Raw genomic sequence first — 16,702 nt, forward strand, 5'->3', positions numbered from 1 at the left:
ACTCTTTAATAATATTTAAGTAATATTTCAATAAAAGATAATAAAATATAGAAACTAAGTTGTTTATAAAAATATATTAACTTAGTTTCTAAAATAACATGTTAAAATATTTTATTTATATATATTAGCTCGGTTTCGTAATTGTTTTCCTGGCTTAAAGTAAGGAACATATTTTGCATTCAACTTAATTGTTTCTCCAGTTTTAGGATTTCTACCTATTCGAGAAACTCGATAATGTACAGAAAAACTTCCAAATCCTCGAATTTCAATTCGTTTACCATTAGCCAATGCAAGAGACATATGTTCTAACATTTCTTTTACAGCCAGTTCTATTATTTTGTGTTCAATATGTTTTTTTTTTTGAAATTCTTTCGAATAATTCTGATTTTGTCATATATCCTCTATTTTAAAAATTTATTTACTTTAGATAATTTTAATTATAAAAATAAAAAATATATTTTTACTTTTAATTAATTAATCAGTATTTTGAGCAGCTTTAAAAGCTTCCGCCATTACATTAGAGAATATTTCATCGTTTTGTTTATTATTTAATTTATTTTTTATATCTTTTTTGTCATCATTATTATCTATAATATGAATATTTAAACTAATACTTCTATTTTTTCGATCAAAATTAGATATTTTTACGGAAATATTATCATTAATTTTAAATTTTTTTATAAATTCTTCGTATTGAATAGAGGAATCAGAAAACTTAATATTTCCATCAATACCTTCTGACAGTTTTACAATAACTTGTTTATTATCAAAAGATTTAATATGTCCATTAATTATCATTCCTTTTTTACAATTTGAAATATATGTATTAAAAGGATCTTCTTCTAATTGTTTAATACCTAATGAAATACGTTCTCTTTCCGCATCAACTTGTAATACTACTGCTGAAATTTCATCACCTTTTTTATAATCTTTAACTGCTTCTTCACCAGGAACCTTCCAAGAAATATCAGATAAATGTACTAGCCCATCAATACCTCCTTTTAAACCGATAAAAATACCGAAATCTGTAATAGATTTAATTTTACCAGCAACATGTACTCCTTTTTTATGAGTTTCAGAAAATTCTTGCCATGGATTAATTTTACATTGTTTTAATCCAAGTGAAATACGACGACGATCTTCGTCAATATCTAAAACTATAACGTCTACTATATCGTTTACAGCAACTACTTTAGAAGGATGAATATTTTTATTGGTCCAATCCATTTCTGACACATGAACTAACCCTTCTACACCTTCTTCAATTTCGACAAAACAACCATAATCTGTCAGATTTGTAACACGACCACTTAATTTGATTCCTTCAGGATAACGTTTTGAAATAGCTATCCATGGATCTTCTCCTAGTTGTTTTAATCCAAGAGATACACGTGTTTTTTCTTTATCAAATTTTAAAATTTTAACATGAATTTCATCGCCAACATTAACTATTTCACTAGGATGTTTGACTCTTTTCCATGCCATATCTGTAATATGTAACAATCCATCTACACCTCCTAGATCCACAAAAGCCCCATAATCTGTAAGATTTTTTACAATTCCTTTAATTTTTATACCTTCTTGTAAGTTTTCAAGCAATTGATTTCTTTCAGCACTATTTTCTGATTCAATAACAGCTCTACGTGAAACAACTACGTTATTTCTTTTTTGATCCAATTTTATTACTTTAAATTCTAATTCTTTACCTTCAAGATGAATAGTTTCTCGAATAGGTCTAATATCAACTAAAGAACCAGGCAAGAACGCACGTATATCGTTTAATTCAACAGTAAATCCACCTTTGACTTTGCCATTAATTATACCAGTTACTGTCTTTGATGTTTCATGTGCTTGTTCTAGTACTAACCATGCTTCATGTCTTTTTGCTTTTTCACGAGATAACAGTGTTTCTCCAAATCCATCTTCGATAGCATCTAAAGCAACATCAACATAATCTCCAACTTTTACATCAATTAAACCTTGAGAATTTTTAAATTGTTCTAATGGAATTGAAGATTCAGATTTAAGACCAGCATCAACTAAAATTATATCTTTTTCTATAGAAACAATAATTCCACGAATAATAGAACCAGGACGTGTTTTAATTTCTTTTAGTGATTCTTCAAATAATTGAGCGAAAGATTCATTCATATTAATAATATTAAAAAATTTTTATTAATGTTCATTTTCACTTCATGTTAAAATGAGCTTGTTTTATATATCTTATAATAATCCTTATTATAGAGTTTATTTTTTATAATTTAAATTCTAAATTTTTTTATTAAATCATATAATTATTTTTTTCTTAATTTCTTTCATAGAGTATTCGATGACTTCAGAAAGTGTCATATTAGTAGAATCTAATATTATAGCATCTTTTGATGGGTATAAAGGAGAAATTAATCGATTTTGATCGCGTTCATCACGAATTTTTAATTGTTGCAATAATTCTTTGTAATTAATAGATAATCCTATCTTTTTAAATTGTTGTATTCTTCGATAAACACGTGTTTCTAAATTAGCGTTTAAAAAAAACTTAACAACAGCATCAGGAAAAACTATTGTTCCCATATCTCTTCCTTCTGCTATCAAACCAGGTAGTTTACGAAAATATCTTTGTTTTTCAAGTAAAATGTTTCTAATTTTAGAAAACGTTGCTAACTTAGAAGCTATTTCGCCAACTATTTGTAAATGAATTATTTTAGAGTTTTTATTTTTTTTTTTAAATGAAGAACAATTCAAATTTTTTATAAAAGAAATTATATTTTTTTCAATAATAGGAATATTTTTTTTTAATATTAGAATCGCTAATAGTCTATATATTACACCAGATTCTAGAATACACCAATTTAATTTATCTGCTATTATATTACATAAAGTGCTTTTTCCAGAACCACTTGGCCCATCAATTGTAATTACAGGAATATTATTATTCATATTTTTATACATATAAAATATTTGAAATAAAAAAGATATTATTTATTAAGTATGAATACTTTAAAAATTTTATAATATTTATTATTTTTTACAAATAGCTGAAAAATCTTGAAAATATGTTGGATAAGTTTTAACTACACAATCAGGATTAACTATATTAACACCTACATCAGATAAACATAATAATGAAAAACACATTGCCATACGATGATCATCGTATGTATTAATTTCAGCTAATTTTAAACCATTAGGTGGAGAGATAGATAAAAAATCTTTTCCCTCTTGAACAATTGCTCCAACTTTTTTTAATTCATTTGTCATAGCAGATAATCTATCTGTTTCCTTAACTCTCCAATTATATATATTTCTAAGAATAGTAGTTCCTTTAGAAAATAAAGCTACTATAGCAATAGTCATAGCTGCATCAGGAATATGATTCATATCTAAATCTATTGCTTTTAATTTATTTTTAGTAGATATAATAAAAGAATCACCCCAATTAATAATTGCTCCCATCTTTTCAAGAACAGTAGCAAATTTTATATCACCTTGAATACTTTTTTTTCCAACCCCTACTACTTTAACCGAACCACCTTTAATTGCAGAAGCAGCTAGAAAATATGACGCTGAAGAAGCATCTCCTTCGATTGTATAATTACCTGGTGTTTTATATTGTTGATTTCCTTTAATATAAAACACAGAATAAGAATCATGTCGAATATTTACGCCAAATAATTTTATTAAGTTTATTGTAATATCTATATACGGTTTAGAAACTAAATTGCCTTTTATAAATATAGTTGTATTTTTTAATGCTAGTGGAGCAATCATTAATAATGATGTTAAAAACTGACTAGAAATACTTCCATTTAATGTGATTAAACCACCTATAAAACCACCTTTTGTAGAAATGGGAGGATATCCTAAATTATTTTTATATTCAATCATTGCACCACCTTGTTGCAAAGCATTAACAAGATGTTTGATAGGTCTTTCATGCATTCTACTATTGCCAGTTAAAGTAACATCATTTGTATATAATGAAAAAGCAGAAAGAAGTGGTCTCATAGCTGTTCCTGCGTTTCCTAAAAATAATGAAATAGGATATTTTACTCTAAATGATTGGCTATTACCTTCAATATGACAAGTCTTATTTTTATCTGATAAGGAATAACAAATTCCTATTTTCTGTAAAGCAGATAACATATATCGCGTATCTTCACTATCTAATAAATTATTAATAGTAGTTAAACCATTAGCTAAAGCTGATAGTAATAACACTCTATTTGAAATACTTTTTGAGCCGGGTAAATAAATAACACCATTTACATAAGATACTGGACTTAATTTTAAAATTTTTTGCATAGTACATATACGCTCTTTATTTTGGAAATAAAAATTTTTTATCCATATTTTTTTTCAAAAAATAACATAAATTTTGCTAACTGTTTTACGCCCTCAAAAGGCATAGCATTATAAATCGAAGCTCTCATACCACCAACTATAAAATGTCCTTTTAAAGCATATAAACCAAATTTTTTCGATTCCTTTAAAAAAATTTGATTTAACTCTGAATCAAATAAATGAAATACAATATTCATCTGAGATCTATTTTTTTTATTTATATTATTAATATAAAAATTGCTATTATCTATAACGTGATATAATAAATCTGATTTTTTTTTATTTAATTGTTCAATTTTTTTGATTCCACCTTGTTTTTTAAGCCATTTAAAAACCAATCCTGATAAATACCAAGCAAATGTAGGAGGTGTGTTAAACATGGAATTATATTTATTCATAATATTGTAATCAAAAATAGATGGGCATAGTCTAGAAGCATATCCTATTAAATCTTGCCTAATAATAATAATTGTAATTCCTGAAGGACCAATATTTTTTTGAGCACCAGCATAAATAAGCCCATATTTATTAATATCAATTGATCGAGACAAAATAAATGATGAAAAATCTCCAACAACTATTTTATCCTTAAAACTTGGTTCTTCATACAATGATAATCCATCTATAGTTTCATTAGGACAGTAATGAATATATGCAGAGATATCACTAACATTCCATTGTGAAGGTTTTAAAAGATAAGTTTTATTATTTTTTGTTTTCCTAATTAATATATTTTTAGAATTACAATATTTTTTTGATTCTAAAAATGCAGAATTAGACCAATAACCACTATTAATATAATCAGCTGTTAAAAAATTTCGTAATAAATTCATAGGAATTGCTGAAAATTGACCTCTAGCACCTCCTTGACAAAATAATATTTTATAAGTATCAGGTATATTTAATAAATCTCTTAAATCTTTTTCTGCTTCTGTAATAACTTGATGAAACTCTTCAGTACGATGACTGATCTCCATAACAGAACAACCTAAATTATTCCAATTTTTTAATTCTTTTTGAGCTTTATAAAGAACATCCTTAGGAAGGATAGCTGGTCCAGCACTAAAATTGTAGATTGAATTCATTATTGCACCAATAATTATTATAAATATAATTAGTTTATAAATTTTATATCTTGCATATATTTAGTTTGTAATATCTTTGGAATTTTTACTCGACCATCTTCTTGTTGATAATTTTCCAATATTGCTGCTAGTGTTCTACCTATAGCTAAACCAGATCCATTTAATGTATGTACAAAATCATGTTTCTTTTCTGATTGTTTTCGATACCTAGTTTGCATACGACGTGCTTGAAAATCACCCATATTTGAACAAGATGAAATTTCTCTATATCTATTTTGAGAAGGAAACCATACTTCTAAATCATATGTTTTAGCTGCAGAGAAACCCATTTCCCCACCACACAATAAAACTTTTCTGTATGGTAATTCTAAAAGCTGTAAAATTTTTTCTGCATGATTGGTTAATATTTCTAATGTTTGCATAGATAACTCTGGTTGCACAATTTGTACAAGTTCTACTTTATCAAATTGATGCAATCGAATTAAACCTTTACTATCACGTCCATAAGAATAAGCTTCTGATCTAAAACAAGGTGTATAAGCAGTTAACATAATAGGTAAATATTTTTCATCTAATATTTCATTTCTAAATAAATTAGTTAGAGGAACTTCTGCAGTAGGTATTAATATATATTTTTTTTTATCTAAACTATTGACATGAAATAAATCATCACTAAATTTAGGTAATTGTCCTGTACCATACAAAGCATCATAATTTACTAGATAAGGAACATGTGTCTCTAAATAACCATGTTGAGTAGTATGAAAATCTAACATAAATTGACTTAATGCTCTATGTAAAAGTGCAATATTTCCTTTAATAACAACAAATTTTGAACCAGATATTTTAACTGCAGATTTCCAGTCTATTTGATTAAGTTTTTTTCCTATTTCTACATGATCTCGAACAAGAAAATTATATTTTTTTTTCTCACCCCAATATTTTATTTCTTTATTATTATGTGAACCAGTTCCTTCTGGAACATCTGAAGATGGTATATTAGGTATAGATATAGAAAAATTATAAATTTTTTCTTTTAAAAGATTGAATTCATTTTTTAATATATCTAAGTCTTGATTGGATTGAACGATTTTATTTTTTAAATTTTCATTATTTTCTTTTAACATTTTTGATTGTTTAAATAAATTTGATAATAATTTATGTTGATATTGTAAATTTTCAGTTTTTATTTGTAATTTTTTTCTTTTATTTTCCATTTCAGATATTAATGCAATATCTAATTGAAAACCTTTCTTTAATAATTTTTTTGCAACTGAAAGTAATTCTTTGCGCAATAAATAAGGATTTAACATAGTTTTATATCTTTTTAACAAAATGATAAAATTTTTAGATATCGTTGATTATATTTTGTTTTATAATTAACGATTTAATTAGATTAATCAAATAAATATTTAAAAATTTTTTGTTTCATTATATTTTATAATTTTATTTTACTATACTACATCATAGTAACATTGAAATTAAATGATTAAATTTTATATAAATCTGTATATTTATAGTTTATAAAATCATAAAAATAATTGTAGTAATAAATTTAATATTTTTATTATAAAAGGAACTAATGTGAAAACTATAAAACATACTAAAATTATTATTTTAGGATCAGGTCCAGCTGGATATACCGCCGCTGTATACGCTTCGAGAGCAAATTTACATCCAATACTTCTTACTGGAGATAATAAAGGAGGTCAATTAATGAATACTAATGAAATTGAAAATTGGCCTGGAGATAAACATCAAATTACTGGTGCAGAATTAATGCATCGTATGTATGAGCATGCGATAAAATATCAAACAAAAATTATATCTGATAAAATTATTTCTGTAGAATTTAATAAAAAACCATTTTTTTTATTAGGTGAAAAAAACGAATATACAGCTGATTCAGTGATTATTGCTACTGGTTCCAATCCTCGTTATTTAGGATTAAATTCAGAAGAAGAGTTTAAAGGCAGAGGTGTTTCTACTTGTGCTATATGTGATGGTTTTTTTTATAAAGATAAAGAAATAGCGGTAGTTGGAGGAGGAAATACAGCTATAGAAGAAACATTGTACTTATCAAACTTTGTAAAAAAAATACATTTAATACATCGAAGAAATTATTTTAAAGCAGAAAAAATATTAACTGACCGATTACAGAAACTAGTCAAAAATAAAAAAGTAATACTTTATTTAAATTATACTATTAAAGAAATACTAGGAAACAACTCAGGTGTTACACATTTAATGATAAATAATATCAACTCAAAAGAAAATATTCAAAAAAAAATAATTGTATCTGGATTATTTGTTGCCATAGGACATATTCCAAACACAGATATTTTTATAAATAAGTTAGAAATAGAAAATGGATATATTAAAATTAAGAAAGAAACACATGGGAACTATACACAAACAAGTATTCCAGGTATTTTTGCTGCAGGTGATGTTACAGATCATGTATATAGACAGGCAATTACATCTTCTGCCAGTGGTTGTATGGCAGCAATAGATAGTGAACGTTACTTAAACTTTTCTAATTAAAAAATCAAATCTTTCTGTAGTTCTAAAAACATACTAGTCAAAATGACTAGTATCAGTTATAATTTTATAAAAAATTTTTATCGTTTATCATGTTAGAGAAAAAAAATGCCTAAAGAAGATAATATTGAAATGCAAGGAATAGTTATCGATACATTACCAAATACAATGTTTCGTGTAGAACTAGAAAATAAACATATTATTACAGCACATATCTCAGGAAAAATGCGAAAAAATTATATTAGAATATTAACAGGTGATAAAGTTACTATTGAATTAACACCATATGATTTAACAAAAGGTAGAATTATTTTTAGAAGTCGTTAATCGATATAAATTTTTAATAGTAATTTAAAAACTTTTTTAATAAACTAATTTAAAAACCTACTAATTTTATTAAATACTATAATAATTCCCTAGAAATTTTTTAATTATTTCTTTTAAACAACTAATATTATAAGAGTTTATATACAAAAACTCTATTGTAAGAAAATATTATTAAAAATAAAATTTTACAGAGAATTTATGCGTACTAAATATTGTGGAAATATTAGAATAATTGATTTACACAAATCCGTAATTTTATCTGGCTGGGTCAATAAAATAAGAAATTTTGGTCAATTTATTTTTATAGACATGAGAGACTATACAGGAATTGTACAAGTTATTTTTGAATTGAATAATCATACTGTCTTTAAAAAAGCATTAAGTTTAAAAAATGAATCATGTATTCAAATTATAGGAGTTGTACAAAAAAGAGATATTAAAAATCAAAATTTAAAATTAGATACTGGAGACATAGAAATATTAGCTAAAAAAATAAATATTTTTAATATTTCACAATCACTTCCATTAGATTATTTAAATAATAATAGTGATGAATTGAGATTAAAATATCGTTATTTAGATCTTCGGAAATGTTCTTTATTTAAAAATTTAAAGATTAGAAGTCAAGTTACTGATTTAATCAGAACTTTCATGACAAAAAAAAAATTTTTAGATATTGAAACACCATTATTAACAAAATCTACCCCTGAAGGAGCTAGAGATTATTTAGTTCCGAGTCGAAACTATTTAGGAAAATTTTATGCTTTACCACAATCACCACAATTATTTAAACAATTATTAATGATCTCTGGTATTGATAAATATTATCAAATAGTAAAATGTTTTCGTGATGAAGATTTAAGATCTGATCGGCAACCTGAATTTACACAAGTTGATATTGAAACTGCATTTATGAGTGCTGTAAAAATCAGGAAAATTATAGAACAACTAATAAAAAAAATTTGGTTAACAACACTTAATTATAATTTAAATAAATTTCCTACAATATCTTTTCACGAAGCAATAAAACGATATGGATCAGATAAACCTGACTTACGTAACCCTATAGAAATTGTTGATATATTTAATATTTTTAACAAAAAAAAATTTATTGAATTCTTTAAAATTGACTTATCAAAAAAAAATAGAATAGCTTTGTTATGTTTTCCTAAAGGTGAACAAATAAATAGAAAAAAAATTGAAAAATATTGTAATTATGTTAATCAATTTGGTGCAAAAAAATTATTTTATATAAAAATCAAAAAATATGAAATAGGCAAAGAAGGTATTGAAAGTTCAATCAAAAAAATTTTAAGCGAAGTAATATTAAATAAAATTATAAATAAAACCAGTGCCAAAAATGGAGATATTTTATTTATAATAGCTGATACAGAAGATATCGTAAATAAATCTCTTGGAATGTTACGTATAAAATTAGGAAATGATTTCAAAATCTATCAAAAAAACATTTGGAAACCTATATGGGTCATAAACTTTCCCATGTTTAAAAAAGATAATTTTGGAAAATTTTCTTCTGTTCATCATCCTTTTACTTCATGTAAAAAAAATCATGAAAAAAAACTGTTCAATGATTTAAATAATGTTTTATCAGATAGTTATGATTTAGTAATTAATGGGTATGAAATTGGAGGGGGTTCAGTTAGAATTCATGATGCAAAAATACAAAAGAAAATTTTTAATATTATTGGTTTAAATGAAAAAGATCAAAAAGAAAAATTTGGGTTTTTAATAGAAGCATTAAAATATGGTGCTCCACCTCACGCAGGAATAGCGTTAGGACTAGATAGAATAATTATGCTATTAAGACAAACAAATAATATTAGAGATGTAATTGCTTTTCCTAAAACAACTTCTGCATCATGTCTTATGACTAAAGCTCCTAGTATATTAAAAGATAAAGATTTAAATGAATTAGGTATAAAAATTATTGAAAAATAAAAATTATAATTTTTTATAAAAAAAATTTTTTATAGCACTTAATAAATAAAGAAAAGAAGAAAACAATACAATAGATGGACTAGTTGGGAAATTAAAAAATATAGATAAAATTATTCCTCCTGTAATAGAAAGAATACTTACTACAGTTCCAATAACTGCCATTTTTTCTGGAGAATTAGAAAAATATTGTGCAGTGGCAGGAGGGATTACTAAAAGAGAAGTGATTAATAATGCCCCTACAAATTTAATTGCAATAGCAATAGTTAAAGCAGTTGTTAACATTAAAGTTAAACGTACATAAAAAAGATTAATTCCATCAATTTGAGCCAGCTCTGGATTAACTGTTACTAATAAAATTGAATTCCAACGAACAATTAAAACAATTAAAACAGTTATACTTCCTAAAAAAATCGAAATCAAATCAGATATTTTTATAGATAATAGATCGCCAAATAAATAACTATTGAAATCTATTTTCTTTGAACTAGAAAAAAAACTAACTAATATTATCCCTAAAGATAGCGAGCTATGTGATATTATAGTTAATATAGTTTCCAATGAAATCGGTAGTATTTTTTCTAACCATGCTAAAAAAAAAGCAAGTAGGCTCACAAAGCCTAAAATAATATAAAATGAATTAGTTTGTAATACTATAGATATTGCCAATGCAAGTAAAGATGAATGTGATAATGTATCACCAAAAGATGACATACGACGCCAAACTACAAAAGCACCTAAAGGTCCTGTAGCAAAAGAAAGAAAAACTCCGGATAACCACCCTGGAACAATTAATTCAAACATAATATAAAATACTCTAAAATTTTATTTTATAACTTTAATATCGATGGATATGATCATGACGATGATGATAAATTGCTATTTCTTGAATTCGATCTAAACCAAATATTGAAATAAATTCTAAATTTTTAAAAACTGTTTTTGGACTTCCCGAACAACAAATATGTTTATTTAAACAAATAACATGATCAGTTCGAGCCATAACAAAATTTAAATCATGAGAAACCATTAAGATAGTACAATTTAATTCATCACGTATACAATGAATTAAATTATACAAATCTAATTGGCCCATTACATCAACTCCTTGTACTGGTTCATCTAAAACAAGTAAATTGGGATTATTTAATAAAGCTCTAGCTAATAAAACACGCTGCATTTCACCACCAGATAATTTTTTCAATGATAAATATCTGAACGATTCTGCTTTTACACGTTTTAATATTTTTAAAATATTTGTAGTTTTTTTATGTCTAGATAATTGCATAAATCGTTCTACTGTAATAGGTAATAAATTATTAAGATATAATTTTTGAGGCACATAACCAATTGATATATTTGATGAACGAAAAACTATTCCTGATGTAGGCTTGATTAATCCTAAAATCACACGTATTAAAGTAGATTTTCCAGCTCCATTAGGACCAATTAACGTAATTATACGATTAGCTTTTAAAGATAATGATATATCGTGAAGAATAGAACGATCGGACAAATTCACAGAAATATTTTTTAAAACAACAAATTCTGACATAACTAAATAAACTTTTTATATCATCTTATAATGTTGGTATTATAAAATATTTTTTTCAAAATGAATATAAATTTCATATTAAAAATATAAAAGAAACATTTTTTAAATATGTAAGATATTAATAGTATTAAATTTTATTTAAAATTATTTTTAATGTATAAATTTAACTTAAATAAAAAAATGCTTTACAAAATGATAAGAAAATTCATAATATATCTTATAAAATATATTTATAATTGTTTAAATTATAAAAACTTTTTATTAAATACATATAATATGTAAATTAAGTTGATTCTTCGACATAATATATTAAATAAATATTTCAAATTCAATCTATTAAAAATTTTTATAAACAGTTTAAGAATACAAGAAGAATTTAAAAATTATTTATAGTATAATATAGAAAACACTTAAAAAAATATTCTAGATCAATTATTTAAATTGTTTTTATTTTTAAAATTAAGATGAAATTTATTTTATAATTTTTTACTCAATATATTATCTGCTTAAAATATGTAAGGAATAAAAAAGTGAGACATATTTGTAAAAAGATTTATTTATATTTAAAGAATATATTTGATTATTATAATATGTCTATATTTTTTATCAAAACTATTATTATTTCTTTAATATTATCAAGTTGTAGTATTTTAACAGAAGGCAAAAAAATATCTTTTAATCAATTTGATTTTATTAAAACAAATAATCAATTAAGCAACAATACAAAAGAAAATAATAAAGAAAAAAATAAAAATGTTAATACTCAAATTTTTAAAAATTATAAAAAAATTCAAAATGAATCTGATTTTCTGCCATATTCATCAAAGAACATATTTATTAAAAAAATAATTTATATTAAAAAAAATTCTAATTTTTTTAAAAGCGCATACGAATCAGGATTAAATTTATCTGATATTAATACTATTATTAAAGCAATAGAATGGCAAATAAACTTTCGTAAACTAAATATTAATAGTACATTTAATTTAATTTTTTTGAAAAAACAAATAAATTCAAAAAAAAATAAAAATATATTATTAGGAATAAAAGTAAATAATTTAGGAAAAACATATTATGCTATACGAGCAACTAACGGAAATTTTTATAATATAAATGGCATTAACAAATCAAAAATGATTATGGATTTTTCATTTTTAAAAAAATACCGAATTTCTTCTCATTTTAATTTACATCGTCTTCATCCAATTACACATCATATAAGTCGTCATTTAGGAGTTGATTTAGCAATGCCTGAAGGTACTTTAGTACTATCAACTAGTAATGGTGAAATAACCAAAACAGCATTTAGTAAAACATCAGGTTTTTACATAGTGTTAAACAATAAAAATCAATATACAACTAAATATATGCATCTTAAAAAAATTTTAGTTACAGTAGGTCAAAAAATAAAAATAAACCAAAAAATTGCATTATCCGGAAACACCGGAAGAACAACTGGACCACATTTACATTATGAAATATGGATTAACAAACATGCAATTAATCCAATATATGCTCAAGCTAGCTTTATAGAACCACTAACACAAAAAGAATTAATTTCATATTTTAAAACATCTCAAATAATTCTATCAAAATTAAAATAATATATCTAATTTGTATAATTTAAATTTAATAAACTACTTTTAAAATTCTACTAGTATTTGTTTTTCCTGTTGTTCCCATTATATCACCTTGAGTTACAATAACTAAATCGTTATTGCATAAGAAACCTTTTTTACATAACAACATTATAGCTTCATTAGCAGCTTGAACTCCATCTTTTTTACTATTAAAATAAATAGGAACCACCCCTCTATATAGAGTTGATAAGTTTAAAGTTTTTTTATGTTTAGATAAAGCAAAAATAGGCAATCCAGATGTAATCCGAGAAGTCATTAAAGCTGTTTTTCCAGATTCTGTCATGGTAATAATTGCTGCAATACCATTTAAATGATTTGCTGCATACATAGCTGACATAGCAATTGCTTCTTCTATATCATTAAACTTTATATTAATACGATGCCTAGATACATTAATACTTGGTATTTTTTCAGCTCCCATACAAACTTTTGCCATATTTAGAACAGTTTCAGATGGGTATTGTCCAGAAGCAGTTTCAGCAGATAACATGACTGCATCACTTCCATCTAATACAGCGTTTGCAACATCCATAACTTCTGCGCGAGTAGGTAATGGATTGAAAATCATAGATTCCATCATTTGAGTAGCAGTGATAACTACTTTATTTAATTTTCTAGCACTTCTAATTAAGTTTTTTTGAATACCTACAAGCTCTGCATCTCCAATTTCTACTCCTAAATCTCCTCTAGCAATCATAATAGCATCTGAAGATAATATTATATCTTCTATAGCATTTTGAGTGCTTACAGCTTCTGCACGTTCTATTTTTGCTATAATTTTAGCTTGACTGCCAGCTTGATTTAATAAAAATCTTGCTTTTTTTAAATCTTCTCCACATCTAGGAAAAGATATAGCTAAATAATCTACATCTATTTTAGAAGCAAGTATTATATCTTTTCTATCTTTTTCTGTTAAAGCATCTGCTGATAATCCACCACCCAATTTATTAATACCTTTATTATTGGATAAAATACCTCCTATAAGAACTTTAGTAAATATTTCAAAATCTGTAACTTTAAATACTTTTAGTTGTATTTTACCATCATCTAAGAGTAAAATATCATTAATATTTAAATCGTGTGGTAATCTCTTATAATCAATGCCCACTCTTTCTTGATTTCCATCACTATCTTGTAAATTTGAATCTAATATAAAAACTGAATTTTTATAAAGTACAATACTGTTTTTTTTAAATTTAGAAATTCTGATTTTAGGTCCTTGTAAGTCACCAAGTAAAGCAATATTACAATTTAAATCTAACATTATATCTCTTGCTTTTTTTGCTCTTTTTATATGTTCATCAGGAGAACCATGAGAAAAATTTAAACGAAGAACATTTACTCCAGCTGTAATAATTTTTTTAAGATTATTACCTTGATCAGTAGAAGGTCCTAAAGTAGCAACAATTTTAGTTCTTCTTAAACGAGTTAACATAAAAACCTCTATTAATTTATTTAATTTCAATATTATCCAATATATTTTATATAAAACTAATTTTTCTAAAAAATATAAAAAGTATCAAGCATATATTTATATTTATTTATTATCAAAAATTAATAAAAATAGTTTTAGATTTAATATTAATATACCTGATATCAAATAAAAAATCTTAAACAATGTTTATTTTAATAGTAATTAATTTTAAAAATAGTTTATTATTTTTTTTAAATTGTTAAAACGTATAAAAATATTATATTTCAAAAAAAGAGAAAATTTATGATTACAGAAATCACTCAAGCTTGCGATTTGGTTATTTTTGGGACAAAAGGAGACTTGGCTAGAAGGAAATTATTACCTGCTTTGTATAAATTAGAAAAATTTAAAAAAATACATCCTGATACACGTATAATTGGAGCAGGTCGTGCTGATTGGACTAAAGAAGAATATATAAAAATAGTAAAAATAGCAATTAAAAAATTTTTAAAAGAAGACATTGATAACAATGTTTGGAATAAATTAAGTTTACGTTTACATTTTTTTAATATTGATGTTTATAAAGATCTTTATTTTATAAAATTAAAAAAAATATTAGATCAAACAAAAAACACAATTATTTATTATTGCGCTGTACCTCCAAGTGCTTTTAATGCTATTTTTAAAGGCTTAGGAAAAATTGGTTTAAATTTATTTCCATCAAGAATCATAATAGAAAAGCCTTTAGGTACATGTTTAAAAACATGCAAAGAAATTAATGATCAAATATCTAAATATTTTTTAGAATCACAAATTTTCAGAATTGATCATTATTTAGGAAAGGAATCAATATTAAATCTTTTTTCTTTACGTTTTGCTAATTTATTATTTTTTAATAATTGGAATAATCAAATTATTGATCATATTCAAATTACTGTATCTGAAGAAGTAGGTATTGAAAATAGATGGAACTACTTTGATGAAATGGGACAAACAAGAGATATGGTTCAGAATCATCTTTTACAAATATTAACTATAATTACAATGGATCAACCAAAAGATATCTCATCAGAAAATATTCGAAATGAGAAAATAAAAATTTTACGTGCTTTAAAAACTATTGATATAGAAAACATAAATAATCAAACTGTACGAGGTCAATATATTTCTGGTAATATTAACGGTAAAAAAGTACCTGCATATTTAGAAGAAAATGGTGCAAACCCAAAAAGCCAAACTGAAACATTTGTATGCATCAAAGTTGAACTTAAAAGTGATAAATGGTTTAATGTACCATTTTATTTAAGAACAGGTAAAAGATTAGCACATAAATATTCAGAAATAGTAATTGTGTTTAAAAATATGCCGATTAACTTATTCAAAAAACATAATAATAATTTATCTCAAAATAAATTAATTATACGATTAGAGCCTAATGAAAGTATTAAAATAGATTTTTTAAAAAAAATATCAGGACTAAATGAAATATATGAATTAACAAATAATAGAATTGAATCAAATTCTTCTATCAAAAAAACTCACAACCAAATTGATGCTTATGAAAGACTTTTATTAGAAAGCATGAAAGGAGTACAATCTTTATTTGTATGTCGTGAAGAAACAGAAGAAGCATGGAAATGGATTGACCCAATTATAGACGCTTGGAAAAAAACTAAAAAAAATAGTCTTCAATTATATGCTGCAGGTACATGGGGGCCAAAAAATTCAGATAAAATAATTAGAAAAGATGGAAGAAATTGGCATAAATTTGATTAAAAATACAATTAATTCATCTATCTTGACTTTTTTAAGAAAACTATGTTAGGTTTAAAATATTTTTTAA

At 24.4% G+C, this 16,702-nt stretch carries 13 protein-coding genes and 1 pseudogene; 5 read left to right on the forward strand and 9 right to left on the reverse strand.

Annotated features, from left to right (window positions below):
* Positions 1 to 111: 111 nt before the first annotated feature.
* The 6 genes and pseudogenes from ihfB to serS all read right to left on the reverse strand — a co-directional run bounded on the left by ihfB (position 112) and on the right by serS (position 6,739).
* Positions 112 to 394: pseudogene (gene ihfB, locus FQV33_RS00500) on the reverse strand (integration host factor subunit beta).
* An 80-nt stretch (positions 395 to 474) separates the two neighbouring features.
* Positions 475 to 2,151, reverse strand: coding sequence for a 30S ribosomal protein S1 (rpsA, locus tag FQV33_RS00505; protein WP_158347636.1), 1,677 nt, complete (start codon positions 2,149 to 2,151; stop codon positions 475 to 477).
* 135 nt (positions 2,152 to 2,286) lie between these two features.
* Complete coding sequence (gene cmk, locus FQV33_RS00510; RefSeq protein WP_193201185.1) at positions 2,287 to 2,937, reverse strand: (d)CMP kinase; 651 nt, start codon at positions 2,935 to 2,937, stop codon at positions 2,287 to 2,289.
* A gap of 81 nt (positions 2,938 to 3,018) precedes the next feature.
* On the reverse strand, positions 3,019 to 4,302 hold the full coding sequence (aroA, locus tag FQV33_RS00515; protein WP_158347640.1) for a 3-phosphoshikimate 1-carboxyvinyltransferase: 1,284 nt from the start codon (positions 4,300 to 4,302) through the stop codon (positions 3,019 to 3,021).
* A gap of 38 nt (positions 4,303 to 4,340) precedes the next feature.
* Positions 4,341 to 5,426 (reverse strand): 3-phosphoserine/phosphohydroxythreonine transaminase, encoded by a 1,086-nt coding sequence (serC, locus tag FQV33_RS00520; RefSeq protein WP_158347642.1) that lies wholly within the window; start codon positions 5,424 to 5,426, stop codon positions 4,341 to 4,343.
* Between the two features lie 29 nt (positions 5,427 to 5,455).
* Positions 5,456 to 6,739, reverse strand: a complete 1,284-nt coding sequence (gene serS, locus FQV33_RS00525) for a serine--tRNA ligase (protein ID WP_158347644.1) — start codon at positions 6,737 to 6,739, stop codon at positions 5,456 to 5,458.
* Positions 6,740 to 7,010: 271 nt separating this feature from the next.
* Here serS and trxB point away from each other — a divergent pair, with 271 nt between their 5' ends.
* The 3 genes from trxB to aspS all read left to right on the forward strand — a co-directional run bounded on the left by trxB (position 7,011) and on the right by aspS (position 10,253).
* Complete coding sequence (trxB, locus tag FQV33_RS00530; RefSeq protein ID WP_158347646.1) at positions 7,011 to 7,970, forward strand: thioredoxin-disulfide reductase; 960 nt, start codon at positions 7,011 to 7,013, stop codon at positions 7,968 to 7,970.
* Between the two features lie 105 nt (positions 7,971 to 8,075).
* Complete coding sequence (gene infA / locus FQV33_RS00535; RefSeq protein WP_053940270.1) at positions 8,076 to 8,294, forward strand: translation initiation factor IF-1; 219 nt, start codon at positions 8,076 to 8,078, stop codon at positions 8,292 to 8,294.
* A 198-nt stretch (positions 8,295 to 8,492) separates the two neighbouring features.
* Positions 8,493 to 10,253 (forward strand): aspartate--tRNA ligase, encoded by a 1,761-nt coding sequence (aspS, locus tag FQV33_RS00540; protein ID WP_158347648.1) that lies wholly within the window; start codon positions 8,493 to 8,495, stop codon positions 10,251 to 10,253.
* Positions 10,254 to 10,256: 3 nt separating this feature from the next.
* Here aspS and znuB read toward each other — a convergent pair whose 3' ends face one another.
* Entirely contained in the window at positions 10,257 to 11,054 is a 798-nt protein-coding gene (znuB, locus tag FQV33_RS00545) for a zinc ABC transporter permease subunit ZnuB (RefSeq protein ID WP_158347650.1), read from the reverse strand.
* A gap of 34 nt (positions 11,055 to 11,088) precedes the next feature.
* A complete protein-coding gene (znuC, locus tag FQV33_RS00550) occupies positions 11,089 to 11,805 on the reverse strand; it encodes a zinc ABC transporter ATP-binding protein ZnuC (RefSeq protein ID WP_158347652.1) in 717 nt (238 codons plus the stop codon).
* A 590-nt stretch (positions 11,806 to 12,395) separates the two neighbouring features.
* On the opposite strand from znuC, the gene FQV33_RS00555 reads away from it, so the two are divergent.
* Entirely contained in the window at positions 12,396 to 13,409 is a 1,014-nt protein-coding gene (locus FQV33_RS00555; RefSeq protein WP_158347654.1) for a peptidoglycan DD-metalloendopeptidase family protein, read from the forward strand.
* Positions 13,410 to 13,434: 25 nt separating this feature from the next.
* On the opposite strand, the gene pyk is transcribed toward FQV33_RS00555, so the two are convergent.
* Positions 13,435 to 14,880 (reverse strand): pyruvate kinase, encoded by a 1,446-nt coding sequence (gene pyk / locus FQV33_RS00560; RefSeq protein ID WP_158347657.1) that lies wholly within the window; start codon positions 14,878 to 14,880, stop codon positions 13,435 to 13,437.
* Between the two features lie 282 nt (positions 14,881 to 15,162).
* On the opposite strand from pyk, the gene zwf reads away from it, so the two are divergent.
* Positions 15,163 to 16,635, forward strand: coding sequence for a glucose-6-phosphate dehydrogenase (gene zwf / locus FQV33_RS00565; protein ID WP_158347659.1), 1,473 nt, complete (start codon positions 15,163 to 15,165; stop codon positions 16,633 to 16,635).
* Positions 16,636 to 16,702 lie beyond the last annotated feature (67 nt).

Source organism: Buchnera aphidicola (Aphis fabae) (assembly GCF_009069125.1).
Taxonomy (GTDB): domain Bacteria; phylum Pseudomonadota; class Gammaproteobacteria; order Enterobacterales; family Enterobacteriaceae; genus Buchnera; species Buchnera aphidicola_BB.

Coding starts and splice junctions, on each gene's coding strand:
- rpsA (WP_158347636.1), bottom strand. CDS start 2,151: ATGAATGAATCTTTCGCTCAATTATTTGAAGAATCACTAAAAGAAATT.
- cmk (WP_193201185.1), bottom strand. CDS start 2,937: ATGAATAATAATATTCCTGTAATTACAATTGATGGGCCAAGTGGTTCT.
- aroA (WP_158347640.1), bottom strand. CDS start 4,302: ATGCAAAAAATTTTAAAATTAAGTCCAGTATCTTATGTAAATGGTGTT.
- serC (WP_158347642.1), bottom strand. CDS start 5,426: ATGAATTCAATCTACAATTTTAGTGCTGGACCAGCTATCCTTCCTAAG.
- serS (WP_158347644.1), bottom strand. CDS start 6,739: ATGTTAAATCCTTATTTATTGCGCAAAGAATTACTTTCAGTTGCAAAA.
- infA (WP_053940270.1), top strand. CDS start 8,076: ATGCCTAAAGAAGATAATATTGAAATGCAAGGAATAGTTATCGATACA.
- aspS (WP_158347648.1), top strand. CDS start 8,493: ATGCGTACTAAATATTGTGGAAATATTAGAATAATTGATTTACACAAA.
- znuB (WP_158347650.1), bottom strand. CDS start 11,054: ATGTTTGAATTAATTGTTCCAGGGTGGTTATCCGGAGTTTTTCTTTCT.
- znuC (WP_158347652.1), bottom strand. CDS start 11,805: ATGTCAGAATTTGTTGTTTTAAAAAATATTTCTGTGAATTTGTCCGAT.
- FQV33_RS00555 (WP_158347654.1), top strand. CDS start 12,396: ATGTCTATATTTTTTATCAAAACTATTATTATTTCTTTAATATTATCA.
- pyk (WP_158347657.1), bottom strand. CDS start 14,880: ATGTTAACTCGTTTAAGAAGAACTAAAATTGTTGCTACTTTAGGACCT.
- zwf (WP_158347659.1), top strand. CDS start 15,163: ATGATTACAGAAATCACTCAAGCTTGCGATTTGGTTATTTTTGGGACA.